The sequence below is a fragment of the Pseudomonas sp. NPDC099000 genome (genome assembly GCF_044759925.1).
GTDB lineage: Bacteria > Pseudomonadota > Gammaproteobacteria > Pseudomonadales > Pseudomonadaceae > Aquipseudomonas.
The window spans coordinates 25,249-50,473 of sequence record NZ_JBIWAF010000007.1; the positions used below are offsets into that span (position 1 = coordinate 25,249).

The 25,225-nt window shown below is 58.5% G+C and carries 20 protein-coding genes; 6 read left to right on the forward strand and 14 right to left on the reverse strand.

Going from position 1 to position 25,225, the window contains the following annotated elements; genetic code table 11:
• Positions 1-7: 7 nt before the first annotated feature.
• Together ACIQV9_RS11125 and ACIQV9_RS11130 are read right to left on the reverse strand one after the other, a co-directional pair.
• Positions 8-2,536, reverse strand: a complete 2,529-nt coding sequence (locus ACIQV9_RS11125) for a PepSY domain-containing protein (protein ID WP_403101073.1) — start codon at positions 2,534-2,536, stop codon at positions 8-10.
• A gap of 167 nt (positions 2,537-2,703) precedes the next feature.
• A complete protein-coding gene (locus ACIQV9_RS11130) occupies positions 2,704-5,022 on the reverse strand; it encodes a TonB-dependent receptor (protein ID WP_403101076.1) in 2,319 nt (772 codons plus the stop codon).
• Between the two features lie 206 nt (positions 5,023-5,228).
• Between ACIQV9_RS11130 and ACIQV9_RS11135 the strand changes: the two genes are divergently transcribed.
• Both ACIQV9_RS11135 and ACIQV9_RS11140 read left to right on the forward strand, forming a co-directional pair.
• The gene (locus ACIQV9_RS11135; protein WP_403101079.1) at positions 5,229-5,909 is read left to right on the forward strand and encodes a Fe2+-dependent dioxygenase; all 681 of its coding nucleotides are present in this window, start codon (positions 5,229-5,231) and stop codon (positions 5,907-5,909) included.
• Positions 5,906-6,661, forward strand: coding sequence for a tetratricopeptide repeat protein (locus ACIQV9_RS11140; protein WP_403101082.1), 756 nt, complete (start codon positions 5,906-5,908; stop codon positions 6,659-6,661). The genes ACIQV9_RS11135 and ACIQV9_RS11140 overlap by 4 nt, the downstream gene beginning before the upstream one ends.
• Positions 6,662-6,830: 169 nt before the next feature.
• Here the strand turns inward: ACIQV9_RS11140 and ACIQV9_RS11145 are convergent, their stop codons facing one another.
• Positions 6,831-7,994: a type III PLP-dependent enzyme gene (locus ACIQV9_RS11145; RefSeq protein WP_403101084.1), complete on the reverse strand. Its 1,164-nt coding sequence runs from the start codon at positions 7,992-7,994 to the stop codon at positions 6,831-6,833.
• Positions 7,995-8,658: 664 nt separating this feature from the next.
• On the opposite strand from ACIQV9_RS11145, the gene ACIQV9_RS11150 reads away from it, so the two are divergent.
• Positions 8,659-9,903 carry a DUF2599 domain-containing protein gene (locus tag ACIQV9_RS11150; protein ID WP_403101087.1) on the forward strand — a complete coding sequence of 415 codons (1,245 nt, stop codon included), beginning with the start codon at positions 8,659-8,661 and terminating at the stop codon, positions 9,901-9,903.
• Between the two features lie 114 nt (positions 9,904-10,017).
• Here ACIQV9_RS11150 and ACIQV9_RS11155 read toward each other — a convergent pair whose 3' ends face one another.
• From ACIQV9_RS11155 to ACIQV9_RS11170, 4 genes are read right to left on the reverse strand one after another with little or no spacing between them, the layout of a single operon-like run.
• Complete coding sequence (locus ACIQV9_RS11155) at positions 10,018-11,187, reverse strand: betaine/proline/choline family ABC transporter ATP-binding protein (protein WP_403101089.1); 1,170 nt, start codon at positions 11,185-11,187, stop codon at positions 10,018-10,020.
• Positions 11,184-11,837 (reverse strand): ABC transporter permease, encoded by a 654-nt coding sequence (locus ACIQV9_RS11160; protein WP_403101092.1) that lies wholly within the window; start codon positions 11,835-11,837, stop codon positions 11,184-11,186. Before ACIQV9_RS11160 ends, ACIQV9_RS11155 begins: the two co-directional genes overlap by 4 nt.
• Positions 11,838-11,849: 12 nt before the next feature.
• Positions 11,850-12,758, reverse strand: a complete 909-nt coding sequence (locus tag ACIQV9_RS11165) for a glycine betaine ABC transporter substrate-binding protein (RefSeq protein WP_403101094.1) — start codon at positions 12,756-12,758, stop codon at positions 11,850-11,852.
• Positions 12,759-12,778: 20 nt separating this feature from the next.
• The gene (locus ACIQV9_RS11170) at positions 12,779-13,495 is read right to left on the reverse strand and encodes an ABC transporter permease (RefSeq protein ID WP_008148956.1); all 717 of its coding nucleotides are present in this window, start codon (positions 13,493-13,495) and stop codon (positions 12,779-12,781) included.
• Between the two features lie 527 nt (positions 13,496-14,022).
• On the opposite strand from ACIQV9_RS11170, the gene ACIQV9_RS11175 reads away from it, so the two are divergent.
• Genes ACIQV9_RS11175 through ACIQV9_RS11185 form a run of 3 tightly spaced genes read left to right on the forward strand, consistent with a single transcriptional unit; the run spans position 14,023 to position 16,142 of the window.
• Complete coding sequence (locus ACIQV9_RS11175) at positions 14,023-15,606, forward strand: peptide chain release factor 3 (RefSeq protein ID WP_007942808.1); 1,584 nt, start codon at positions 14,023-14,025, stop codon at positions 15,604-15,606.
• Between the two features lie 9 nt (positions 15,607-15,615).
• The gene (locus ACIQV9_RS11180) at positions 15,616-15,933 is read left to right on the forward strand and encodes a hypothetical protein (RefSeq protein WP_403101097.1); all 318 of its coding nucleotides are present in this window, start codon (positions 15,616-15,618) and stop codon (positions 15,931-15,933) included.
• Entirely contained in the window at positions 15,930-16,142 is a 213-nt protein-coding gene (locus ACIQV9_RS11185) for a hypothetical protein (RefSeq protein WP_403101100.1), read from the forward strand. Before ACIQV9_RS11180 ends, ACIQV9_RS11185 begins: the two co-directional genes overlap by 4 nt.
• A gap of 184 nt (positions 16,143-16,326) precedes the next feature.
• Here the strand turns inward: ACIQV9_RS11185 and ACIQV9_RS11190 are convergent, their stop codons facing one another.
• The 7 genes from ACIQV9_RS11190 to ACIQV9_RS11220 form a co-directional block, all read right to left on the reverse strand.
• Positions 16,327-17,298, reverse strand: a complete 972-nt coding sequence (locus ACIQV9_RS11190; protein WP_403101103.1) for a peptide ABC transporter ATP-binding protein — start codon at positions 17,296-17,298, stop codon at positions 16,327-16,329.
• Positions 17,298-18,266, reverse strand: a complete 969-nt coding sequence (locus ACIQV9_RS11195) for an ABC transporter ATP-binding protein (protein ID WP_403101105.1) — start codon at positions 18,264-18,266, stop codon at positions 17,298-17,300. Before ACIQV9_RS11195 ends, ACIQV9_RS11190 begins: the two co-directional genes overlap by 1 nt.
• A gap of 10 nt (positions 18,267-18,276) precedes the next feature.
• Positions 18,277-19,206: an ABC transporter permease subunit gene (locus ACIQV9_RS11200; RefSeq protein WP_403101107.1), complete on the reverse strand. Its 930-nt coding sequence runs from the start codon at positions 19,204-19,206 to the stop codon at positions 18,277-18,279.
• Between the two features lie 7 nt (positions 19,207-19,213).
• On the reverse strand, positions 19,214-20,224 hold the full coding sequence (locus tag ACIQV9_RS11205; RefSeq protein ID WP_131063110.1) for an ABC transporter permease subunit: 1,011 nt from the start codon (positions 20,222-20,224) through the stop codon (positions 19,214-19,216).
• A gap of 72 nt (positions 20,225-20,296) precedes the next feature.
• Positions 20,297-21,892 carry an ABC transporter substrate-binding protein gene (locus ACIQV9_RS11210; RefSeq protein WP_403101109.1) on the reverse strand — a complete coding sequence of 532 codons (1,596 nt, stop codon included), beginning with the start codon at positions 21,890-21,892 and terminating at the stop codon, positions 20,297-20,299.
• A 78-nt stretch (positions 21,893-21,970) separates the two neighbouring features.
• Positions 21,971-23,389: an OprD family porin gene (locus ACIQV9_RS11215; protein WP_403101111.1), complete on the reverse strand. Its 1,419-nt coding sequence runs from the start codon at positions 23,387-23,389 to the stop codon at positions 21,971-21,973.
• Positions 23,390-23,563: 174 nt separating this feature from the next.
• The gene (locus ACIQV9_RS11220; protein ID WP_403101113.1) at positions 23,564-25,165 is read right to left on the reverse strand and encodes an ABC transporter substrate-binding protein; all 1,602 of its coding nucleotides are present in this window, start codon (positions 25,163-25,165) and stop codon (positions 23,564-23,566) included.
• Positions 25,166-25,225 lie beyond the last annotated feature (60 nt).

Genomic DNA, 25,225 nt, shown 5'->3' on the forward strand with positions numbered 1-25,225 from the left:
AGTTGCGTCAATAGACGTCGCGGCGGTAGCGACCCTGTTCGATCAGGCGGTCGACTTCTTCAATCCCGAGCACTTCGTTGAGCACGTGATCCACCCCTGAAGCCATTCCCTGCAAGCTGCCGCAGATGTAGATGACGGCGCCATCAGCCAGCCATTTCTTCAGCTCGCCGGCAGACTCGCGCAGTCGATCCTGCACATAAACCTTCTCGGCCTGATCCCGCGAGAACGCCAGATCCAGTCGCTCCAGGTCGCCTGACGTCAGCCACTCCTCAAGCTCATCGCGACACAGGTAGTCGAATTCCCGATTACGCTCGCCGAACAGCAGCCATTGCCGTTGCTGCCCATCGGCAATGCGCGCCTTGAGCAAACTGCGCAGCCCGGCGAGCCCGGTGCCATTGCCCAGCAGGATCATCGGTACAGGCTCGGTCGGCAGGTGGAAACCACTGTTACGCCGCACCCGCAGGCTGATAGTGCCGCCTACCGGCGCGTGTTCGGTCAGCCAGCCGGAGCCGATGCCGAGGCTGCCGTCGGGGTGCAGTTCCTGACGCACGATCAGCTCCAGCATGCCGTCGGCGGCGATCGAGGCGATGGAGTATTCGCGCATGGCTAATGGCACCAGGGCGTCGACCAGCGCTTGCGCGTGCAGGCCGACCAGATGCGCTCTGTTCTCGGGCAGTTGGCGACTGGCGAGGGCTTGCTCCAGCGGTTGCGACAGGCCATCGAAGGTCACCATCGCCCGGCCTTCAATGCCCAGGCCATCAAGGAAATGCTCGATCGCCCACGGGCAATTGCGTGGCAGGACTTCCACTAGATCCCCGGCCAGCCAGCTGCTGGTTGTCGGGGCGGTGAGGCCCAGCAAGTACACCGGTGAGCCGCTGCTGTCCGGGTTCATCAACTCGCGGCGGGTCAGCGTCCAGTTGTCGAAGCTCGGTGCTTGCCAGGTGTCGACCGGTGCTTGCCCGGTCAACAGGCCGAGTTGTTGCTGCCAGTGACGCAAGGCGTAAGGGTCGCCGCTGTCGACTTCCACCGGGGCGAACAAGGTCGTGCCGCCATGCTCGCCGAGCCAGGTGTGCAAGCGTCGGGCGAAACCGCAGAAGTGTTGATACTGACGATCACCGAGACCCAGGACCGCGTAGTTCAGGCTCTCCAGGCTCGACGCCCGGCCCAGAACCTTGCGCTCGAAAACCCGGGCGCTGTCCGGCGCTTCGCCGTCGCCGAAGGTGCTGACCACGAACAACGCGTTGCTGGATTCACGCAAATCCTGTTCGCTGACATTCGCCAGTGGCTGAACCTTCACCGGCAGGCCGGCCGCCTGCAATTGCCCGGCGGTCTGCCACGCCAGTTGCTCGGCAAAGCCGCTCTGGCTGGCGAAGCCGATCAACCAGGCGGGCGCATTGTTGCCCGTTTGCGCGAAGTCTTTGCGGGCGTCCCTGATCTGCTTTTTCTTGCGGCGGCGATCCAGATACAACAACCAGCCAGTGACGAAGAACAGCGGCATGGTCAGCGCGGTAATGGTCAGGATGATCCGCCCGACGATGCCGAAGTAACTGCCGACGTGCAGCGCATAGATGCTGGTCAGCAGCTGCGCCTTGAGGCTCTTGTCGCTGTAACGGTCATGCCGTTTGACGAGGCCGGTGGCCGGGTCGAGGGTGATCTGGTTCAGCGCACGGTCATGGGGCGAGGTGTTCAACAGGTAGAAAACAGTCGCCGGTTGGCCGGCCACGGGTGGCATGCGGATGTTGTAGGCGCTGAGTGCCGGACCTGCGGCGCTGTAAATGCTGCTCCACATGGCGGCGTAATCGGCGGTGGGCGCCGGGCCGCTCGGTGCAGGGCCACGACCGCTGCGAACGCGCTCGTTTTGCGGTGCGTCAGAAAGCAACTGGGTCAGGCCCTTGTTGTACCACTCATAGGACCAGGACAACCCGGTCAGCGCTGACAGGAGGTAAAACACCAGGCACCAGGTGCCGGCCACGGAGTGCAGGTCCCAGTTGAAGCTGCGGCCCTTTTTCTTCCAGTCGAGGGTCAGCCATGCGCGCCAGTTTTTCCATTGGCGCGGCCAGCGCAGGTACAGGCCGGACAGGCAGAAAAACACCAGGATCAACGTGCACGCCCCGGTGATTTGCCGACCGGTATCGCCCATGGCGAGGAAGCGGTGCAGTCGCAGCATCAGGCCGAAGAAATCCTGGCCGGTGGCCTCACCCATGAACTCGGCGGTGTACGGATCGAAGTAGCGCATCTCGCCACGGCGTTCGCCCGGTGGCGGCGTGAAACTCACCCGCGCGGCGTTGCCGCTGTCGGTATCGACCCAGAGCATCGCGACTTTTTTGCCGGAGGCGCCCTCGATTTTTTCCACCAGTTCGGCGGGCGGCAGGACGCCGGCAACCTGCTTCTCGACCTGCAGCACGGACGGATTGAGCACGCTGAGGATTTCATCCTCAAACGATACCATCGCCCCGGTGATGCCCATCAGGGCCAGGACCAGCCCGGCACTGATGCCGAAAAACCAGTGCAACTGGAACAGGGTTTTCTTCAACACGTCGCTCGCCTTGTTCGTTCGAAATAATCATCACGGCGCGCATTATGCCGTGGGTTGCTGAGAAACATTCTTTTTTACGCACAAAAGCCCCGTTCATGTGGATGAACGGGGCCGGACTCTGATTTCAGCCTTCACCACTTTCCATGTGGGAGCGGTGTGGCTGGTAATCAGAAATGGAAGTTGGTGCTCAGCAATGCCGTGCGGCCCGCCGCCTGGTTGGCGAAGTGGGTCGAGAAGGCTTTGTCGTAGTAAGTTTCGTCGGTCAGGTTCTGCACGTTCAGTTGCAGGTCGACGTTTTTGCTCAACTTGTAGGCAGCCATTGCGTCGTAACGAACGTAGGAATCGACCATGGTGGTGTTGGCCACGCTGCCGAATACGTCATCAACATAGAACGCACCGCCACCGATGGTCAGCTTCGGCGTGACCTGATAGGTCGTCCAAAGGCTGGCACTGTTTTTTGGGGTGTTAGGCAGTTCGTTGCCATCGTTGACTGCGCCCAACGCACCTCCGTCGATCTGCTCGCTGTCCATGTAGGCGTAACCGGCGAAGACCTGCCATTTTTCGGTGATCTTGCCGCTGGCCGACAGTTCGATACCTTGAACGCGGGTTTTGCCAGCGTTTTCATAGGACGTGGTGTCGACCTGAACCCGGGCGTTGTCTTTCTCGGTGCGGAAGATATCGGCGGTCAGGGACAGGCGATCGTTCAGCAAGTCCCACTTGGTGCCGATTTCGTAGTTCTTGGTGGTTTCCGGCTCCATGTCGCTGCTCAACAGATTGCCGTTGCGATCCGGAGTGCCGCCCAACGGGTTGCCTTCCTGGCCTTCGCCCAGGGTGTTGCCCGGTGGCGTGGCGGACGTTGCGTAAGACGCATAGATGCTGCCGTTTTCGGCCGGTTTGTAGACCACGCCGAACTGGCCGGTCACGAACTCGCTGACGTCATCCCCTTTGGACGTGGTCACGCTGGACGCGTTGTAGGTTTTGTATTTCGTGTCGAAGTGGTCGTAACGCAGGCCCATGTTCACCAGCCATTGCTCGGACAATTCCAGGGTGTCGAACACATACAATGCATAGGTATCGGACTGGGTATCAGTGCCGGCGTAGTTACGCGAGATCGCACCGTTCCACGGATCGTTCGGGTTCGGGTTGGCCAGCGAGGTGCAGTTGTAGCCACTTGGCGCACCGATCAATGCCGGTGAGCAGTTGGTGGTCGCTGCCGCCGTTCTCGGGGTGGTATCGACGTTGACGTTGTACGAGGACTTCTGGCTTTCCTCGCGGCTCAACTCGATGCCGGTGGCGAAGCTGTTCTTGAAGCCGGCGATGTAGACGTCACCAAACAGGTCGGTCTGGTTGGTGGTGGTCTCGGTGTTGCTGACGCGGGTGTTGGCCCGGCGCCAGACGCTGCCGTTATTGACGTTGCCTTTGCTGTCGTCCGGCTGGGTCAGGATGTAATCCTGCATGCTGCTGCCGTGGCGCAGGGTGTTCTTGACGGTCAGCGCATCGCTCAGGTCGTGCTCGATGGCGAAGGTTGCCGTGTCGGTGCGGCCTTTGCGGAAGTCACGATCGTCCAGACCGTAGAAGTTGCTGTGATCGCCACCGGCGAACGGCTTGTCCGGGTTCGACTTGGTGCGGGCGGCGGAACCTGCGACAGGGATGGTGTACGGAATGCCCGAGTCCGGCGTGTCGTTGCTTTCCAGGTGGTAGTAATCGAGGTTGACCCGGGTGTCAGTGCCCAGGCCGAACGCCAGCGACGGTGCGATGCCCCAGCGGTCGTAATCGACGCTGTCACGGCCGGCGACGTTGCTTTCGTGGCTCATCAGGTTCAGTCGGCCAGCGGCTGTGTCGGTGAACTGGTAGTTGCCGTCCAGGGTGTAACGCTGGGTCTGGTCCGAACCCCAGGTAAAACCACCGTCAAACGAGTCACCCAAATGAGCCTTTTTGCTCACCAGGTTAATGCTGCCGCCCGCAGCGCCACGGCCGCCAATGGCCGAGTTCGGCCCTTTGCTGACTTCGATGGATTCTACGGCGAAGATCTCGCGGCTCTGCGAACCGGTGTCACGCACGCCGTCCAGATAGGTATCGCCCTGAGCGTCGAAACCACGAATGAACGGACGATCGCCTTGTGGGTTGCCACCTTCACCGGCACCGAAGGTGATGCCTGGAACGGTGCGCAGCGCATCCTGCATATTGAGGGCGCCGGTGTCCTTGAGCACCTGCTGCGGGATGACGGTGACCGAACGCGGTGTGTCCACCAGCGGTGCGGTGTACTTGGGCGAGGAGGCTTTTTCAACGTTGTAGGAAGTCGCATCCTGGGCTTCGCCAGTGATGGAGGTCGCCCCCAGGGAGATCGCATTGCCCGGCGCTTTTTCGTCGGCCTTTTCGGCCGCGAAAACCATGTGGCCGGCAGAGCTGGCAGTGATCGCCACGCCAATTGCAGACGCGAGCAAACGCGGTGAACTGATCGGTAAATGTGAGTGTTGGCGTGACATGTGAATTCCCCTCCCCAAGGATTTGAGGCCGCGGAATATAGGGTAGACGCGTATTTGTATCAATTGCGAAACGTTACTATTCGCGAGGAATTTACATTCTTTACAATTTAACCTTACGGTTTTTGATGATTCGTTCGTCGTGGGGGTTTTACACAGTCAATAAGAATCAATACCATTGCCGCCTCTTTGACTTCAGGTGTCATCCGATGCTGCTGCACATTCCCGGCGTGTTCGCGAAAGAAGAAGTGCAGCGCATCCGCGAGGCGCTGGAGCAGGCGGATTGGGCCGATGGCAAACTCACCGCCGGCTACCAGTCGGCCAAAGCCAAGCACAACCTGCAGCTGCCCGAAGGTCATCCGCTGGCGAAGGAAGTGGGCGCGGCCATGCTGGAGCGGCTGTGGAAAAATCCGCTGTTCATGTCTGCGGCGTTACCGCACAAAGTCTTTCCTCCGTTGCTGAACTGTTACACGGCGGGCGGCTGTTTCGATTTTCATATCGACAATGCTGTGCGCCAGCCCAAGGGCGCTATCGAGCGGGTCCGTACCGATCTGTCGGCGACGCTGTTCTTCAGCGAACCGGAGGACTATGACGGCGGTGAACTGGAAATCCAGGACACCTTCGGCACCCAGCGCGTGAAGTTGCCGGCCGGCGATATGGTCCTGTATCCCGGCACCAGCCTGCACAAGGTCAACGCCGTCACTCGCGGCACCCGCTATGCGTCGTTCTTCTGGACCCAGAGCCTGGTGCGCGAAGACAGTCAGCGCGCATTACTGTTCGAGATGGACGGGGCGATCCAGCAACTGACTCAGGACATGCCTGATCACCCGTCGCTGGTCCGTCTCACGGGCACGTATCACAACCTGTTGCGTCGCTGGGTAGACGTATGAGTTTTCAATTGCGCCGCGAGGAAGTCCTCGACGGCGATTCGCTTAAAGCCATGCTGGAGGAAAGCCCTGCGCGTGCAGCCCAGGCGATTCTGATCGCTGCCCGCGAAGGCGTGCTCGACGCTCAGGCCTTGCTCGGGCAGATTCTGCTGGACGGGCAGGGCATCGCGATGGATCAGGCGCTGGCACTGCGCTGGTTCGCGATTGCGGCTCAGGGTGGGCACTTGATGGCGCGCAACATGCTCGGTCGTTGTCTTGAACATGGCTGGGGGTGTGTGGCGGATGCTTCGGTTGCCGCGCAGCATTATCGAATCGCGGCAGACGCCGGACTGGATTGGGCGATGTACAACTACGCCAATCTGCTGGCGACCGGACGCGGGGTGACTGAGGATCAGTTGCAAGCGTTGAACCTGTATCGCCATGCGGCTGAGCTGGGTCATGCGAAGTCGATGAACCTGCTTGGGCGATATCTGGAAGAAGGGCGGGTGTGTCCGGCAGATCCGCAAACTGCGCGTGACTGGTATCGACGCTCGGCGGTCGGCGGGGATTTTCGGGGGCAGTTCAGTTATGCCGCTGTGCTGGCGGATGAAGGCAAGATCGACGAGGCGCTGGGCTGGTTGCGCAAGGCCTTGGACGGTGGGAATCTGAATTTCCTGCGGGTGGCGAGTCAGACCTTATCGACGTCGACCGATCCAAGAATTCACGGGCTGACCACTGAGTATCAACAGCGTGTTCGGGAGATCACTCTCGGATGATCGTTCCCACGCTCTGCGTGGGAGTGCAGCCCGGGACGCTCCGCGTCCCTGCCGAAGCGGACGCGGAGCGTCCATTGAGGCATTCCCACGCAGAGCGTGGGAACGATCACACCGGACACAAAAAAGCCCATGACACGTCATGGGCTTTTTGATTTCTGTGTGCAGCGTTTTACACGTAAAACGATTTCAACGGCGGGAAGCCATTGAATTCCACCGCGCTGTAACTGGTGGTGTAAGCACCGGTCGACAACCAGTACAAACGATCACCGATCGCCAGGTTCAGCGGCAAACCGTACTTGTAGTTTTCGTACATGATGTCGGCGCTGTCGCAGGTCGGGCCGGCGATGACCACTTCTTCCACTTCGCCTTTCTTCTCGGTCCAGATCGGGAACTTGATGGCTTCGTCCATGGTTTCGATCAGGCCGGAGAACTTGCCCACATCCGTGTACACCCATCGCTCAACGGCGGTACGGGATTTACGCGCAACCAGCACCACTTCGCTGACCAGGATGCCGGCGTTGGCAATCAACGAACGGCCCGGTTCCAGAATGATTTCCGGCAAGTCATCACCGAAGTCTTCCTTGAGGAAGCGAATGATTTCTTCAGCGTAGGTTTCCAGGCTGTTGGTGCGGGTGATGTAGTTCGCCGGGAAGCCACCGCCCATGTTGATCAGCTTCAGGTGAATGCCATCTTCTTCTTTCAGGCGCTCGAAGATCACTTTGACCTTGGCAATAGCCGCATCCCAGACGCTGATGTCGCGCTGTTGCGAACCGACGTGGAACGAGATGCCGTACGGCACCAGGCCCAGGTCACGAGCGAGGATCAGCAGGTCCATGGCCATATCGGTCTGGCAGCCGAATTTGCGCGACAAAGGCCAGTCAGCGGTGGTCGAGCCTTCGGTGAGGATGCGCACGTAGACTTTCGAACCCGGTGCAGCCTTGGCGATGTTGCGCAGGTCGGCTTCGGAGTCGGTGGCAAACAGACGCACGCCCTTCTCGTAGAAGTAGCGAATGTCTTTGGATTTCTTGATGGTGTTGCCGTAGCTGATGCGATCCGGGCCGACGCCCTGGTTCATCACTTTGTCGAGTTCATAGATCGAAGCGATGTCGAAGTTCGAGCCTTTCTCTTTGAGCAGGTCGATGATTTCGACGGCCGGGTTGGCCTTGACCGCGTAGTAGACCTTGGCGAATTCGAAACCGGCGCGCAGGTCGTCATAGGCCTGGCTGATCATCGCGGTGTCGATCACCACGAACGGGGTTTCCTGTTTGTCGGCGAAGGCCTTCATTTTGTTGAAGGTATCGCGCGCGAAATAGTCTTCGACGTTGATCGACATGCTTGGGGCTCCTACAGGGCAAACAAAAAAATAAATGGGCGCAAATGAACGTCCTCCGTATCCCCACTTTGGTTCGCCTACTTCCCAAGGCATGTCGCCGAAAGCAAAAAGGCCATGGGAGGCGGTGCTTTCCCTTGGCCTTGCTGTCTCGTCGTCAGTACTTGAGCCGGATGGATCGTTTCCAGCATGGACGTTCGGCGCGAACTTTAGGGCGTGAGGGGCTTGAGATCAACAAAAAATGTCGCGTTTTTGCACACATCCGTCGTGCGGTGCGCGTCAGTCACCTGTGTAACCGACCTGCGTGACAGTGTGATGTTCCCGAGATGCGGATTTTTTGAGGTGGATCCGCTCCACGGGCGATGACAGAAGCGTTCCAATCTCCATCCACCAAAAATGAATGTTTAGTTTGGCTATAAGTGTTTTAACTTTTATTTCAATAAGATCTTGGTTTGCAGTTTTAACCTGTTATTTCTGACAGTGGTCAGGCGGCGCATATTAATAAATACTGAGTTTGAAAGTTGCTCTTGAGTGGTGAGTGGCTTTCAAGAATTAAATCAGATTTTCTGAGGGGTTATCTCTGGCGAGCAAGTATTTGTTTGCGGGCGTAAGTTTGTCTGCGAATAAGCCGTTGCTCGTCGACTGAAATATCATTGAGGAATAGTTCATGTCTACTCATTCGGCTAGGACGCTGCTGAAGGCTGTCGTGTGTTTACTGTGCGCATCAAGTTCGCCTTGGTTACAGGCAAGTGCCGGTAATGATGTGGCGACGTTGATGACGTATTACTACAACTTCACCCCGAGGGATTGCGGTAACGGCAGGCTTGCCTCAAATTGCTCCGGGTTGATGCTCAGGGGAACCGACAGCGGGAAGGGATTCCATGTGTGGAATCCCAGCCCGGCATCAGTAAAAACTGGCGGTGTTTCTGTTTCTTATCTAAGGAAGGATGCCGAGTACCAAGATCTTGGGTTGCTGAAGAGTAATGGTTTTGTTTTAAAGCCGAATGATTTTTTATCCAGGGAGGAAGTTAAGGTTGACGTGAAATGCGCCTTTCCCACTGATGCCTGGACTGATTACAGAACAGACCAGGGATGCGCCGACAATTCAAATACAGCGGAAAAAGAAAGAACTTGCCAGGACGCCGGGATTACCACAGCTGCCGACTGGTTTAAGGATTATCGTCGCGTAAAAAGTAATCATCAAAAGCAATGTGGCTTTGTAATGGATGATCGTGGCAGTTTCAATAAAGGAGATGCTTTTTATCAGTTTATAAAGGCACGAGAGCTAATAAAAGACGAGTCGATGCAGACGCAGACCGAATTGCGCCTAGGGACTTGGGAACAGGATCTGCACCCGAAACTTCCAATACTGGGCTTTATTTACACCGCGTCTTCCGGTCTGAAACTCGCTCAAAGCGATCAGAAGGATTGGTACGACGCTACGCTGGCGAAAACCGGCAAAGGCGATTGGATACCCGTTATTGCCCTCAAGCTTCCTAAAACCACAACGCAGGACGCTACGTTTACCTACAACACAAGCGATCAAGGGATTCCACCCGGGGACGCAGACAAAGGGTCATGCGACAAGTACATCGAGAAAGCCGAGTGGAATGAAAAGTACTTCGAGCCTGATATGAATAAAACCATTGCCTCCCTGATGGAGACACCGACGGCTTGCGGTAGAACCATCGGGCCGGACAAAACCAATGTCGCCTATGCGGAATTGTTCAACCTTGCGGCCAATAACAATAACTGGAATTGGGGGCATGACGGCGGCAGCATGCGGCGGCAGTTCTCCTGCCATGTGGCCAATCCGAAGATCGCTCAGGACAAAGCCACCTGGAATCTGGAGCCGGCGCGTCCCTATGTGTCTCATGAAGATGCCGTAAACATGGATTGCAATCCACGCTGACCTTCGTGCCGGTATTGCGACGAGGGGTTGGACTTAATAGATGAGGGATTGGACTTAATAAAAGTGCAGCCGGGCGCGGGCTTGATAACCCGCGCTCCGACTGTCGTGAGGGCGTCAGGCGGTGGCTGCCTGCTCCGCTACTTCAGCAGGCGAAACAATACTGGTCTTGCCGCCACGGGACTTGCCGGAACTCAGATACTCGGCAATCGATTCCTGAGTCACTTCCCCCAGGAACACTCGCTCGGCATCCATCACCGGCAACCACGAGCGGTTGAACTCGTACATGCGCGACAGCAGGATGCGCAAATGTTCGTCGTACGCTGCGGTGGCGTTGAATTCGCGCAGGTATTGCGTACAAGTTCCGGTCTGACGGTGCAAGTCGCGGCGTCGTACATAACCCAGCGCCTTGTTCTCACCATCGGTGACCACCACATAACGACGGTCCAGTTCGTCCATCAACTCCAGGGCTTCAGCCACTGGCGTTTCCGGGCTCACCGACGGTGCGTTGTCCGCCGCATCTTCGGCTTTCACCAGCAACAGACGCTTGAGGGTGCTGTCCTGACCGACGAAGTTGCTGACAAAGTCGTCCGCCGGATGCGCCAGCAGCGTGTCCGGATGATCGATCTGCAGCAGCTTGCCGGCGCGGAAGATCGCAATCTTGTCGCCCAGCTTGATGGCTTCGTCGATGTCGTGGCTGACCATAATCACGGTCTTGTTCAGCGCGCGCTGCATTTCGAAGAACTCGTTCTGGATCATCTCGCGGTTGATCGGGTCGACCGCGCCAAACGGTTCGTCCATCAGCAACAGCGGTGCATCCGCCGCCAGCGCACGAATCACGCCGATCCGCTGCTGCTGACCACCGGACAATTCACGGGGGTAGCGATTCAGATACTGTTTGGGTTCGAGCTTGATCATGCTCATCAACTCACGAGCGCGGTCGTGGCATTTCTGTTTGTCCCAGCCCAGCAGGCGCGGAACGATGGTGATGTTTTCCTCGATGGTCATGTTCGGGAACAGACCGATCTGCTGGATCACATAACCGATGTTGCGACGCAGGGTCACGGCGTCGAGGTCGGTGGTGTCTTCGCCGTTGATCAAAATCTTGCCGGAGGTCGGCTTGATCAGGCGGTTGATCATTTTCAGCGTGGTGCTTTTGCCGCAGCCCGATGGCCCGAGGAACACACAGATCTCGCCTTCATTGACGGTCAGGCTTACCGAGTCCACGGCTTTCACATCTTTGCCGTTGCTTTGGAAGGTCTTGCTGAGGTTTTGAAGTTCGATCATTTGAGCAGTCCTTTTGGAGTCAGCGTGCGTTGCAGCCATTGCAGAAGCAGGTCGGCGAAGATGGCCAGGAGACTGACCAGCACGGCGCCGACGATCAGCATCGACATGTCGCTGCGGCTGATGGAAGCGAGAATGAGTACACCGAGGCCACCGGCACCGATGGTGGCGGCGATGGTCATGACACCGATGTTCATGACCACGGCGGTGCGCACGCCGGCGAGGATCACCGGCACTGCGATCGGCAGTTCGACCATGCGCAGGCGCTGGCCGAAGGTCATGCCAATTCCGCGTGCGGCTTCGCGAATGCCCGGTTCGACGCCGGTCAGCGCCAAATAGGTGTTACGCATGATCGGCAGCAACGAGTACAAAAACACCGCCGTGATCGCCGGCATCGGGCCGAGGCCCTGGCCGAATTTCGAGTAGAACGGCAGCAGCAGGCCAAACAGCGCAATCGACGGCACGGTTAACAGCACCGTGGCGCTGGCTTGCAGCGGGCCGGCCAGTGTCGGGAAGCGGGTCATCAGGATGCCCAGCGGCACGCCGACCAGAATCGCCAGGGTCACGGCGATGCCGACCAGGGTGATGTGCTGCCAGGTCAGGTTCAGGACCAGCGGCCAGTCGAGATGGGAAAAGGCGTTCAGAAATTCCATGGCTTTTCCTCCTTAGTTGATTGGATGCTGGCGCAGGAAATCGGCGGCAACGGATGAAGGGCTTTCGTGATCGACATCGACCCGCGCATTGAGCTGGCGCATGGTGGCGTCGTCGAACAGTTCAGCCAGCGGCTTTATTTCTTCCGCCAGTTTTGGATGGGCGTCGAGGTAGTCCTGACGCACCACTGGCGCGGCGGTGTAGTCCGGGAAGTAGTGCTTGTCGTCTTCCAGCAGTTTGAGCTTGAAGGCGTTCAACCGACCGTCGGTGGTGTAGACCAGACCGGCAAACACCTGGCCGTTACGCAGGGCGGTGTAGACCAAACCAGCATCCATCTGCCGGATGTTTTTGCGGGTCAGGTTCATGCCGTAGAGGTCGACCATGCCGTCCAGACCGTCGGAACGGTTGGCGAACTCGGTGTCCAGCGCCACCAGGTGATTAGTCTTGGCTTCAGCCTGCATCACCGTGTTCAGCTCGCTGATGGTGTTGATCTGCGGGTAAGCCTTCGCGGTGCTTTCCGGCAGGGCCAGGGCGTAGGTGTTGCTGAACTTCGACGGGGTCAGCCAGATCAGGCCTTTTTTCGCGTCGAGTTCTTTCACCTTGGCGTAGGACTGGGCGCTGTCGAGTTTTTCGGTGACATGGTTGTAAGCCACCAGTGACACGCCGGTGTATTCCCACATCAAATCCAGCTGACCACTTTCGTGGGCGCTGCGGGCGAGGTTGCTGCCCAGACCGCCGGTCACCTGGGTGTCGTAACCCTTGGTGCGCAGGTATTGGGAAGTGATTTCCGCCAGCAGGGTTTGTTCGGTGAACACCCGGGCACCGATGCGGATCACCGGTTTTTCAGCGGCTTGGGCAAATCCTGCGAACAGCAGGGCGCAGCCCATTATTAAGGTCATGCCTTTTAGGTGGAAAGCTTTCATAAATATTCCTTTGCCGAGGCTTAAGACGGGCGTAGGCCACGTTCGAGCCAGAGGCGGCTGGCGAGTGTCACCAGGCCGTCGAGCAGCAAGGCCAGCAGGGCGGTACAGGCCGCGCCGAGCAGCAGTTGCGGCTGATTGTTCAGGGCGATGCCGGGGAAAATCAGGCTGCCCAGGCTGTTGGCGCCGATCAGGAACGCCAGCGGGGCGGTGCCGACGTTGATCGCCAGCGCCACGCGCACGCCACCGATGATGATCGGCACGGCGTTCGGCAGTTCGACCCGCCACAGCACCTGAGTCGGGGTCATGCCGATGCCGACGGCCGCTTCCTTGAGTGAACCTTGGACGTTTTTCAGGCCTTCATAGGTGTTGCGCACGATCGGCAACAGCGAGGCGAGGAACAGCGCGAAAATCGCAGGACCGCTGCCGATGCCGAGGATCCCCAGGGCGATGGCCAGTACGGCAAGAGGCGGCACGGTGTTGCCGATGTTGAAGATCTGCATGAAGCGTTCAGCGCGGCCCACCATGGTCGGGCGGCTGAGGAAGATACCGGCGGGGATGCCCACAACGAGGGCGGCCAGCATGGAAGCGAGGACGAGAATCAAATGGGCTTGCAGGTAAAACAACAAATCGTCGCGGTAATGTTCGATCGTGTTGATGCCAATCCAGTGGACCAGCAGGGCCAGGAGAGCGACGACAACCGCACCTCCTATCAGCCCCTTGCCATAGCGAATAGCCACAGGCGGACTCCTTTTTTCTTTGTCGGCGAACGCAGTCCCGTGGGGCATGCCATTCCTGGCTGCCGGGATTGATCAACGTTCGCGAGAAGCAGCTCCTCATACTGATAAAACCGCATGAGATCGAGCCATAAGCGCAGCCTCGTCAGGCTAACTTGCAGGTTTTGCAAACCCTGCTACGAGAGCTGTAACAGGGGAGTGGACGCCTCCACCTTTTAAAAGGTTCCATAATTAACAGCATTTAGCCACCCCGCATCCCATATTGCACATGTAGCAGTTGCCGAGCCTGCGAGTTGTGGCGAGGGGATTTAGCGAAACGTCGCACCGCCCCGTTGGGCTGCGAAGCGGCCCCTGTTTTTCCAGCCACACTGCGTCCAATGGATTACGACGGCTTCGCCGCCGAACGGGGATAAATCCCCTCACCACAGCCTCGCAGGCTCGGCAGCTGCTACAGGCGAACGGTGGTCCGTGACGGTCGGTTTGCGCTATACTCGCCGCCCTTTTTTGAATCACCTGCCAGGCGATTTCCCATGACCAAACAGGCCGCCGAAGTCGCGAAACGCCGCACTTTCGCCATTATTTCCCACCCCGATGCCGGTAAAACCACCATCACCGAGAAGCTCTTGCTGATGGGCAAGGCGATTGCGATTGCTGGCACGGTGAAATCCCGTAAATCCGACCGCCATGCCACCTCCGACTGGATGGAAATGGAAAAGCAGCGTGGTATCTCGATTACCACGTCGGTCATGCAGTTCCCGTATCGCGATCACATGATCAACCTGCTCGACACCCCAGGCCACGAAGACTTCTCCGAAGATACCTACCGCACCCTGACGGCGGTGGATTCTGCCTTGATGGTCCTCGACGGCGGTAAGGGTGTAGAGCCTCGGACCATCGCGCTGATGGACGTCTGCCGTCTGCGTGATACGCCGATTGTCAGTTTCATCAACAAACTCGACCGTGACATCCGCGACCCGATCGAACTGCTAGACGAAATCGAAGCGGTCTTGAAGATCAAGGCGGCGCCGATCACCTGGCCGATCGGTTGCTACCGCGATTTCAAAGGCGTTTATCACCTCGCCGACGATTACATCATCGTGTACACCGCAGGCCACGGCCACGAGCGCACCGATGTGAAAATCATCGAGAAGCTCGATTCCGATGAAGCCCGCGCGCACCTCGGTGACGAGTACGATCGCTTCGTCGATCAGCTGGAACTGGTGCAGGGCGCCTGTCACGAATTCAATCAACAGGAATTCCTCGACGGCCAACTGACCCCGGTGTTCTTCGGTACTGCACTGGGCAACTTCGGTGTCGATCACGTGCTCGACGCCGTGGTCAACTGGGCGCCGAAACCGCTGGCCCGTGTCGCCAACGAGCGCACCGTGGAACCGGTTGAAGAGAAGTTTGCAGGCTTCGTGTTCAAGATCCAGGCGAACATGGACCCCAAACACCGCGACCGTATCGCCTTCATGCGTATCTGCTCCGGCAAATACGAAAAAGGCATGAAGATGCGCCACGTGCGCACCGGCAAGGACGTGCGGATCGGCGATGCCCTGACCTTCTTCTCCTCCGAGCGTGAGCAACTGGAAGAAGCGTTTGCCGGCGACATTATCGGTCTGCACAACCACGGCACCATCCAGATCGGCGACACCTTCACCGAAGGCGAAGTCCTGGGCTTCACCGGTATCCCGCACTTCGCCCCGGAACTGTTCCGTCGCGTGCGTCTGCGTGATCCGCTGAAATCCAAGCAACTGCGTCAAGGCTTGCAGCAATTGGCGGAAGAAGGCGCCACCCAGGTGTTCTTCCCCGAGCGCAGCAACGACATCATCCTCGGCGCCGTCGGTGTGCTGCAGTTCGATGTGGTCGCCAGCCGCTTGAAAGAGGAATACAAGGTTGAATGCTCTTATGAGCCGATCACCGTTTATTCCGCGCGCTGGATCGATTGCGACGATAAGAAGAAGCTCGAGGAATTCCGGGTCAAGGCCGTGGAAAACCTCGCGGTCGACGGCGGTGGTCACCTGACCTACCTGGCCCCGACACGGGTCAACCTGGCGTTGATGGAAGAGCGCTGGCCGGACGTGAAATTCCGTGCGACGCGTGAGCATCATTAATCGGTAAAGATGCTCAAGTACATAAAAGGCGAAGCTTTCGGGCTTCGCCTTTTTTATTGGGAAAATCAAAAGATCGCAGCCTTCGGCAGCGCCCACAGGCGCGTAGGAGCTGCCGAAGGCTGCGATCTTTTGATTTTGGTTTTTGATCTTTTTGATCTTTTTGACCTTTTCGGCATAACCCCTATTACAAACCAATCTTCCAGCCAGCGCGATTTTCTGCTACCCGGTAGCGTCCTGTCTGGAGAACCCGGTCAATCGGAACTAAATTTCACTCAGTACCTTTCAGGCATCCACGCGTCACCCAAGAAAGGATGGAATCGGCTATGAGTATTTATCAACGAATTATGATGTTGCTTAAGGTTTTGGTGATGCTGTCCCTCGGCACGTCGGCGGTGGCGTGGGCAGAATGTGAGAACCATGAAAAACAGGCTTTGAATGGGCAAGGCGTGCACAGCGAGCTGATGATCGCTGCGACCGAAGCAGACGAGGACGACCCAGACGTCGATGAGGAAGACGAGGAAGACACGCAAACGTAAATGACGGACAAAAGAAAACCCCTCCTGCCGGACTGATGTGCAATCCAGGCAGAAGGGGTTGTTTGGGCAGCACAATCCCTGTGGGAGCGGGCTTGCCCGCGAAGACGGAGTGTCAGTCACCACATATGTTGGATGTGCCGGCCTCTTCGCGGGCAAGCCCGCTCCCACAGTATTTTTTGTTCCTTTAATCCAAGAATTGCTCGGCGTAGTGACAAGCCACCTGACGGGTGTCGACCAGACGCAGGAGCGGTTCTTCCGTGGTGCAGCGCTCGGTCGCGTACGGGCAGCGCTTGTGGAAAGCGCAGCCAGACGGCGGGTTTAGTGGGTTGGGCAGCTCGCCGACGATCTTGATTTTCGGCTTGTTCGGGTCCGGGTGAATGGTCGGGGTGGCCGACAGCAGCGCCTGGGTGTACGGGTGCAGAGGACGCTCGTAGATGTCGTTCTTCGGACCCATTTCCACTGGGCGGCCGAGGTACATCACCATCACGTCATCGGCGACGTGTTGCACCACCGCCAGGTTGTGGGAGATGAACACGTAGGCGGTGTTGAACTCTTGCTGCAAATCCATGAACAGGTTCAGCACCTGCGCCTGAATCGACACGTCCAGCGCCGAGGTCGGTTCGTCCGCGACTAGCACTTTGGGTTGCAGCATCATCGCGCGGGCGAGGGCGATCCGCTGGCGCTGACCGCCGGAAAACATGTGCGGATAACGCTGATAGTGCTCAGGACGCAAGCCCACCTGCTTCATCATCGCTTGCACTTTCTCGCGACGCTCAGCAGCGCTCAGCTGGGTGTTGATCAGCAATGGCTCGGCCAGTTGATCACCGACTTTCTGCCGTGGGTTCAACGACGCGTACGGGCTCTGGAACACCATCTGCACGTCTTTGCGCAGTTGCTTGCGTTGAGCCTTGTCGGCGCCGGCAACTTCCTGCCCGGCGATTTTCAAGGAGCCGGAGGATGGCTCTTCGATCAGCGTCAGGGCACGGGCCAGGGTGGATTTGCCGCAGCCCGATTCGCCTACAACGGCGAGGGTCTTGCCGGCTTCCAGTTCGAACGACACACCGTTCAGGGCGCGCACGGTCGCATGGCCCTTGAACAAGCCTCGGGACACTTCGTAGTGACGGGTCAGGTCGCGGGCGGTAAGTACGACGGCCATTACGCCACCTCCTGATTCAACGGGTAGAAGCAGCGGGCGAGGCTGTTGCTTTTCGGATCGAGGGACGGACGCTGGGCGCGGCAATTCTCTTGCACATACGGGCAGCGTGGCGACAGCAGGCAACCCTGCGGACGGTCGTAACGACCGGGAACGATGCCCGGCAGCGTGGCCAGGCGTGTGGCGCCCAGGCTGTGTTCCGGAATCGCCTTGAGCAATGCTTCGCTGTAAGGGTGTGCCGGAATGTCGAACAGCTGAGGAACCTGACCCACTTCGACCGCCTGGCCGGCGTACATCACGCACACGCGCTGGGCGGTTTCGGCCACGACCGCGAGGTCGTGAGTGATCAGCACCAGGCCCATGTTCTGCTCTTTCTGCAACGCCAGCAGCAGGTCCATGATCTGCGCCTGAATCGTCACGTCCAGTGCGGTGGTCGGTTCGTCGGCGATCAGCAGTTTCGGTTCGCCGGCAATCGCCATGGCGATCGCAACACGCTGGCTCATACCGCCGGAGAGTTGATGCGGGTAGGCGTCCATACGACTGGCGGCGCCCGGGATTTCCACTTTTTCCAGCAGTTCGATGGCGCGTGCGCGGGCTTGCTTGCCGGACATTTTCAGGTGCAGGCGCAGCACTTCTTCGATCTGGAAACCGACGGTGTAGCTCGGGTTCAGCGCGGTCATCGGGTCCTGGAAGACCATGGCCAAGTCTTTGCCGACGATTTGCCGACGCTGACGGTTGCTCAGCTTGAGCATGTTCTTGCCGTCGAAATTCAGCGCGTCAGCGGTGACGATCCCCGGATGCTCGATCAGGCCCATCAGCGCCATCATGGTCACGGATTTACCGGAACCCGACTCGCCAACGATGGCCAGTACTTCGCCCTTGTCCACGGAGATGTCGAGGCCGTCGACCACCGGAACGGCGTTCTTGTCGCCGAAGCGAACGTTGAGATTCTTGATTTCTAACAGTGACATTTGAATCTCCTCAGGCGGCGTTCTTGAGTTTCGGGTCCAGCGCATCGCGCAGGCCGTCGCCCATCAAGTTGATTGCCAGCACGCTGAGCAAAATGGTCAAACCAGGCAGACTGACGACCCACCAGGCGCGTTCGATGTAGTCGCGAGCCGAAGCCAGCATGGTGCCCCACTCAGGGGTTGGCGGTTGTACGCCAAGGCCGAGGAAGCCCAGTGCAGCGGCATCGAGAATCGCCGAGGAGAAACTCAGGGTGGCCTGAACGATCAGCGGCGCCATGCAGTTGGGCAGCACGGTGACGAACATCAGGCGTGGCAGACCGGCACCGGCCAGACGCGCGGCGGTCACGTAGTCGCGGTTCAATTCGCCCATCACCGCGGCGCGGGTCAGACGAACATAGGACGGCAACGAAACTACGGCGATGGCAATAATGGTGTTGATCAGGCCAGGGCCAAGGATGGCGACAATCGCCACGGCCAGCAGCAGGGACGGCAGGGCCAGCATGATGTCCATCAGACGCATGATGGTCGGGCCGAGCAGTTTCGGGAAGAACCCGGCGAACAGACCCAGAAGGATGCCCGGAATCAGCGACATCACCACCGACGACAAGCCGATCAGCAGGGACAGGCGCGAACCGTTGATCAGCCGCGACAGCAGGTCGCGACCCAGTTCATCGGTGCCGAGCAGGAACTGGATCTGCCCGCCTTCCAGCCAGGACGGCGGGGTCAGCAGGAAGTCGCGGTATTGCTCGCTCGGGTCATGCGGGGCAACCCACGGCGCGAAAATCGCGCAGAAAATCACCAGCAGCATGAACATCAGGCCGGCAACGGCGCCTTTGTTCTTGGAAAACGCTTGCCAGAATTCTTTGTACGGGGACGGGTACAGCAGGCTTTGATCGACTGTTACCGCTTGATTTGTAGTTGAAGCTGGAGTGGTCATGGTCATGATGATCTCAGCGCTGGTGACGAATGCGTGGGTTGGCAAAGCCGTAGAGGATGTCCACTACGAAGTTGACCAGAATCACCAGGCAGGCGATTAACAGGATGCCGTTCTGCACCACGGGATAGTCCCGTGCGCCAATGGCTTCGATCAGCCATTTGCCGATGCCGGGCCAGGAGAAGATGGTTTCGGTCAGGACCGCACCGGCCAGCAATGTGCCGACTTGCAGGCCGACCACGGTCAGTACCGGAATCAGCGCGTTGCGCAGGCCGTGAACAAAGACCACGCGCGACGGCGACAGGCCTTTGGCGCGGGCGGTACGGATGTAGTCTTCACGCAGCACTTCGAGCATCGACGAACGGGTCATCCGTGCAATAACGGCCAGCGGGATGGTGCCGAGCACGATGGCCGGCAGGATCAGGTGATGCAGGGCATCGAAGAACGCACCGACGTCATCGGCCAGCAGCGTGTCGATGAGCATGAAACCGGTCCGCGGCTCGATGTCGTAGAGCAGGTCGATCCGCCCGGACACCGGGGTCCAGCCCAGGGATACCGAGAAGAACATGATCAGGATCAGGCCCCACCAGAAGATCGGCATCGAATATCCCGCCAGGGAGATGCCCATCACCCCATGGTCGAACAGGGATCCTCGCTTGAGTGCCGCAATCACCCCGGCCAGGAGGCCCAGGATGCCGGCGAACAACAGCGCGGCCATGGACAGTTCCAGGGTCGCGGGGAATAGAGAGCTGAACTCGCTCCAGACGCTTTCACGGGTACGCAGGGATTCGCCAAGGTCGCCGTGGGCCAACTTGCCGATGTAGTCCAGGTACTGGGCATACAGCGGTTTGTTCAGGCCAAGGCGTTCCATTGCCTGAGCGTGCATTTCGGGGTCGACCCGACGTTCGCCCATCATCACTTCCACGGGGTCGCCAGGAATCATGCGAATCAACGCGAAAGTCAGCAAGGTGATGCCGAAGAATGTGGGGATCAATAACCCCAATCGGCGGGCAATAAAACTAAACATCTTGTGGTGTACCTCATCAGCCGGTTAGGCGTGCCCGGCATTCCTGGGTCAGGAATGCCGGTAGTTTCTTATCTACTTCACCTGGGTGGTGGCGAAGTTATTAGTGGTGAGGGGGCTAATGTGATAGCCCTCTACGTTGTTGCGCATTGCGGTGAACATACGGGTGTGCGCCATGCTGATCCATGGCTGGTCCTGATTGAAAACTTCCTGGGCTTGTTCGTAGAGCGCCGCACGTTCCGTGGGGTTCACTTTAGCCCGTGCCTGGTCGATCAGCGTCTGGAATTTCTCGTTGCACCAGCGCGCGTAGTTTTCGCCGTTCTTGGCCGCTTCGCAACTCAGCATAGGCGTCAGGAAGTTATCCGGGTCGCCGTTATCGCCCGCCCATCCGGCGGAAACCATGTCGTGCTCGCCGTTTTTCGCGCGTTTGAGCATTTCGCCCCATTCCATGACGCGAATATCGATTTTGATCCCGACCTTGGCCAGGTCAGCCTGCATCATCTGTGCGCCGAGCATCGGGTTCGGGTTGGTCGGACCGCCGCCGTTACGGGTGAACAGGGTCAGCACGGTGCCTTCCGGTACGCCGGCTTCCTTGAGCAGGGCGCGAGCCTTGTCCAGGTCGCGTGGCGGGTTCTTCAGGTCGTGGTTGTAGCCCAGCAGGGTGTCCGGGTACGGGTTGACCGCCACGGTCGCATTGCCTTTGCCGAACAGCGCGTTCACGTAAGCCGCCTTGTCGAAGGCGATGTCGATGGCTTTACGCACGCGCACATCACTCATGTACTTGTGCGTGGTGTTCATGGCGATGTACGAAACGGTCATCGCGTTCAGTTCATCGACCTTCAGTTTCTCGTCTTTCTTGATACTCGGGATGTCATCCGGCTTCGGATACAGCGCGATCTGGCACTCGTTGGCCTTGAGCTTTTGCAGGCGCACGTTGTTATCGGTGGCGATGGCCAGGATCAGCGCATCAGCCGGTGGCTTGCCACGGAAGTAGTCCGGGTTGGCCTTGAAGCGAACCTGGGCATCTTTGTTGTAGCGCTGGAAAACGAACGGGCCGGTGCCGACCGGCTTGTTGTTCAGGTCGCCGGTTTTGTTGGCCTTGAGCAACTGGTCGGCGTACTCGGCGGAATAGATCGAGGAGAAGGCCATGGCGATGTCGGCCAGGAACGGCGCTTCGCGGCGGGTCAGGGTGAATTTGACCGTGTTGTCGTCCACTTTCTCGACGCTTTTCAGCAGTTCCTTGAAGCCCATGCTTTCAAAGTACGGGAAGCCCACGCTCGACAGTTTGTGCCACGGGTGATTCGGGTCCAGCTGACGCTGGAAGCTCCAGACCACGTCTTCGGCGTTCATGTCGCGGGTCGGCTTGAAGTATTCGGTGGTGTGGAACTTGACGCCTTTGCGCAGGTGGAACGTGTAGGTCAGACCGTCCTCGCTGATGTCCCAGGAGTCGGCCAGTGCCGGAATCACTTCAGTGGTGCCGGGCTTGAAGTCCGCCAGACGATTGAAGATGGTTTCGGCCACCGCATCGGCTGTGACTGCAGTTGTGTACTGGACCATATCGAAGCCTTCCGGACTGGCTTCGGTGCAGACCACCAGGGGGTTGGCCGAGACGCCAACAGCGACACTCAGCAACGCGGCTGCGATGGCCGCACGTAGGGGAAGCATTTTCATCAAGAACCCTCTGCAATCGGTTAAAGGACAAAAGCCGAACGGCTGATTCTTCACTGAATCAGCCGTTCGGCAGGTGTATTACAGAATGTTAAACGGGATGGTGGTCACAAGACGGAACTCGTTGAGGCTGCCATCCGCCTGGTTTTCGCTGGCGCGGTGAGCGGTGTAGGTCGCGCGAACAGTGGTGGCCTTGAGCGGGCCGCTCTGTACGGCGTACGAAGTACCGATGCCGTATTCATAATGGTGCTCGCCGTCCATCGACTGCACGCCGTCGTAACCGCCGCCGGCATAGTGAGTACCGTCGATGCCCCAGCCGCGAGCCTGGTAGATGTTGAACTTCAGACCTGGAATGCCGTATTCAGCCATGTTCAGACCATAAGCAATCTGGAACGATTTCTCGTTCGGGCCGTTGAAGTCCGACAGCAGGGAGTTGGCCAGGTAGATGCCGTTGGTTTCGTGCAGGTAGTCGAAGTACTCGTTACCGTTCACTTCCTGGTACGAGAAGGTCAGAGTATGAGCCTGGTGAGTCAGGCCGAACGACAGCGAGTAGGTATCGTTGTCGATTTCGCCCAGCAGCTTTTTGCCTTCGTCGACGGTCTTGTAGTAGTTCAGGCCGGTGGTCAGGCTCAGTACCGAGCTGTCACCCAGAACGTGGGAGGCGCCGAAGTAGTACTGGTTCCACAGGTCTTCGGCCTGGGTGCCCCAGAGGCTGGTGGTCAGGCTGGCGAACGGCGTGTAGGTGATACCGGCGGTGTTGACGTGATCAGCTTCAGCGGTACCGTCGCCGTATTCGGAACGGAACTTGCGCTGGCTCTGTTCGGTACGCGGCGAGTTACGGTCGAAGGTGCCGAGGTCGAAGGACAGGTTTTCCAGCTCTTCACTGTGCAGGGTCACACCTTCGAAGCTTGAAGGCAGCGGACGGTTACCGATGACATCCACTTGGGGGCTGCTGAAGTTCTGGCGACCGGCCGTCAGCGTGGTGTTGGAGAAACGTGCCTTGACGTTGGCCAGGCCCAGTTTGCTCCACTGATCAACGGCGTCACCGCCATTTTCAGTCAAAGTACGGTTGTTGCCACGGCCGCTCCGACCTGGCTCAGGAGCACCACCGTTACCGGACGCGAGGTCTTTGCGATCACGGTCCAGAGCAATAGCGTTGTAGGCCGCCACTTCGGTGCTGAAACCGACAGTACCCTCGGTGAAGCCCGAGTTGTACTTGATGATCGTGCCTTGCACCCAGTTGATGCGACGGTCAGTCGTGCGAGTCTCGCCGTTTTTACGATAGTTGAGCGTCGCGCCCCGCTTGAACGATTCGTTCGCATACCAGTTACGCGTGGAACCGGTGATCGATTGGCCTTCAACAAAACCGGTGGCTTCGCTTTGGGCGCTTTTCTCTTTAACGGTAACCGGCGTGAACGCCTGGCTTTGGGTTTCTGCGTAAGCCGAGGCGGTTACGCTGCTGATGGCCAGGGCCAATAACGCGGTGCTGCTCAGTTTCATGGGTGAAGCTCCTTACTTTCTTTTTTTTTAATGCCGGTCTTTTTTGGTGATCCGGCTATTTGGTTTAGAACTCATACAAGGCTTCGCAAACGTTTGCTGATGGCCTGATCGGCGAATGACGGCAATACGCTTGCGTGAGGGCGCAATGCGCCCCCAGCGTTTCTGGCTAATCGGTTATTGGTCGATACTGACGCCCGAGAACACGTTACGACCGAATGGACTCACCTTGAATCCTTCGATTTTGGCGCTCAACGGCTGGTTGACCGTCGAATGGGCGATAGGCGTGATCGGCACTTGTTGCTTGAGATAGTGCTGCGCCTGTTTGTAGAGCACGGTGCGCTGGTCGCGGTCGGTGACGACCTTGGCCTGCTTGATGAACTTGTCGTAAGCCGGATCGCACCACATGGAGTAGTTGTTGCCACCAATGGCGTCGCAGCTGTAAAGCGTGCCGAGCCAGTTGTCCGGGTCCCCATTGTCACCGGTCCAGCCAATCAGGCTGACGTCGTGCTCGCCATTCTTGGTGCGCTTGATGTACTCGCCCCATTCGTAGCTGACGATTTTCACTTTGAGGCCGATTTTTGCCCAGTCAGCCTGGAGCATTTCGGCCATCAACTTGGCGTTCGGGTTGTAAGGGCGCTGAACGGGCATCGCCCACAAGGTGATTTCGGTGCCTTCTTTCACGCCGGCAGCCTTGAGCAGTTCCTTGGCTTTTTCCGGGTTGTAGGCGACGTCCTTGATCGTGTCGTCGTAAGACCATTGGGTCGGCGGCATGGCGTTGACGGCCAGTTGACCGGCGCCTTGGTAGACGGCGTTGAGAATGCCCTGCTTGTTCACCGCCATGTCCAGCGCCTGACGCACTTCGAGTTGGTCGAACGGTTTGTGGCGGACGTTGTAGGCGATGTAGCCCAGGTTGAAACCAGGCTTCTCGATGAGCTTGAGTGCCGGATCGTTCTTCAACGCGGGCACGTCGGCGGGGCGCGGGCTCAGGGTGATCTGGCACTCATTGGCCTTGAGCTTCTGCACGCGCACCGAGGCGTCGGTGTTGATCGAGAAGATGAGGTTGTCGAGCTTGACCCGGCTTGGGTCCCAGTACTGCTTGTTGCCGGTGTAGCGGATGTTGGAATCTTTCTGGTAGCTCTTGAACGCGAACGGGCCAGTGCCGATCGGCTTCTGGTTGATGTCGCTCGGCTTGCCTTCCGCCAGCAGTTTGTCAGCGTATTCGGCGGACAGAATGGCAGCGAAGCTCATGGCGATGTTCTGGATGAACGCGGCGTCGACGCTGTTGAGCGTCATGACCACGGTCAGCGGCCCGGTCTTCTCGACCTTGGCGATGTTCTTGTTCAGGCTCATCCCGTTGAAATACGGGAACTCGGTCGGATAAGCCTTACGGAAAGGTTGCTGCGGATCGAGCATGCGATTGAACGTGAACAGCACGTCATCGGCGTTGAAATCACGGGTCGGCGTGAAGTACTTGGTCGTGTGAAATTTCACCCCTTCGCGCAGGTGAAAGGTGTACTTGAGGCCGTCCTCGGAAATATCCCAGCTCGTCGCCAGGCCGGGTACGACGTTGGTCGCGCCTTTTTCAAACTCTGCCAATCGGTTGTACAACGGCTCGGCGGCATCGTTGTCGGTCGATGTCGTGTACTGCGCAGTATCGAAACCAGCGGGGCTGCCTTCGGAGCAGAACACCAGGCTGTTATTGGCGGCCTGGCTGATGGAAGTGGCGGCCAGCAGGCCGGTGCCCAGCAATGCGGATAAAACCAAGGTATTGCGCATGACGCTCCCTTTTCTCGTTCGCTAAGTGTTTTCAATGAGCCGCCGTCCCGTCCGCGGATG

Excerpts from the sequence above, each read along its gene's own strand:
- ACIQV9_RS11140 (WP_403101082.1), top strand. The coding sequence starts at position 5,906 with ATGAGTTTTCAATTGCGCCGCGAGGAAGTCCTCGACGGCGATTCGCTT.
- ACIQV9_RS11185 (WP_403101100.1), top strand. The coding sequence starts at position 15,930 with ATGAGTATTTATCAACGAATTATGATGTTGCTTAAGGTTTTGGTGATG.
- ACIQV9_RS11205 (WP_131063110.1), bottom strand. The coding sequence starts at position 20,224 with ATGTTTAGTTTTATTGCCCGCCGATTGGGGTTATTGATCCCCACATTC.
- ACIQV9_RS11215 (WP_403101111.1), bottom strand. The coding sequence starts at position 23,389 with ATGAAACTGAGCAGCACCGCGTTATTGGCCCTGGCCATCAGCAGCGTA.
- ACIQV9_RS11180 (WP_403101097.1), top strand. The coding sequence starts at position 15,616 with ATGCTCAAGTACATAAAAGGCGAAGCTTTCGGGCTTCGCCTTTTTTAT.
- ACIQV9_RS11200 (WP_403101107.1), bottom strand. The coding sequence starts at position 19,206 with ATGACCATGACCACTCCAGCTTCAACTACAAATCAAGCGGTAACAGTC.
- ACIQV9_RS11155 (WP_403101089.1), bottom strand. The coding sequence starts at position 11,187 with ATGATCGAACTTCAAAACCTCAGCAAGACCTTCCAAAGCAACGGCAAA.
- ACIQV9_RS11145 (WP_403101084.1), bottom strand. The coding sequence starts at position 7,994 with ATGTCGATCAACGTCGAAGACTATTTCGCGCGCGATACCTTCAACAAA.
- ACIQV9_RS11220 (WP_403101113.1), bottom strand. The coding sequence starts at position 25,165 with ATGCGCAATACCTTGGTTTTATCCGCATTGCTGGGCACCGGCCTGCTG.
- ACIQV9_RS11165 (WP_403101094.1), bottom strand. The coding sequence starts at position 12,758 with ATGAAAGCTTTCCACCTAAAAGGCATGACCTTAATAATGGGCTGCGCC.
- ACIQV9_RS11160 (WP_403101092.1), bottom strand. The coding sequence starts at position 11,837 with ATGGAATTTCTGAACGCCTTTTCCCATCTCGACTGGCCGCTGGTCCTG.
- ACIQV9_RS11175 (WP_007942808.1), top strand. The coding sequence starts at position 14,023 with ATGACCAAACAGGCCGCCGAAGTCGCGAAACGCCGCACTTTCGCCATT.
- ACIQV9_RS11135 (WP_403101079.1), top strand. The coding sequence starts at position 5,229 with ATGCTGCTGCACATTCCCGGCGTGTTCGCGAAAGAAGAAGTGCAGCGC.
- ACIQV9_RS11130 (WP_403101076.1), bottom strand. The coding sequence starts at position 5,022 with ATGTCACGCCAACACTCACATTTACCGATCAGTTCACCGCGTTTGCTC.
- ACIQV9_RS11210 (WP_403101109.1), bottom strand. The coding sequence starts at position 21,892 with ATGAAAATGCTTCCCCTACGTGCGGCCATCGCAGCCGCGTTGCTGAGT.
- ACIQV9_RS11195 (WP_403101105.1), bottom strand. The coding sequence starts at position 18,266 with ATGTCACTGTTAGAAATCAAGAATCTCAACGTTCGCTTCGGCGACAAG.
- ACIQV9_RS11190 (WP_403101103.1), bottom strand. The coding sequence starts at position 17,298 with ATGGCCGTCGTACTTACCGCCCGCGACCTGACCCGTCACTACGAAGTG.
- ACIQV9_RS11150 (WP_403101087.1), top strand. The coding sequence starts at position 8,659 with ATGTCTACTCATTCGGCTAGGACGCTGCTGAAGGCTGTCGTGTGTTTA.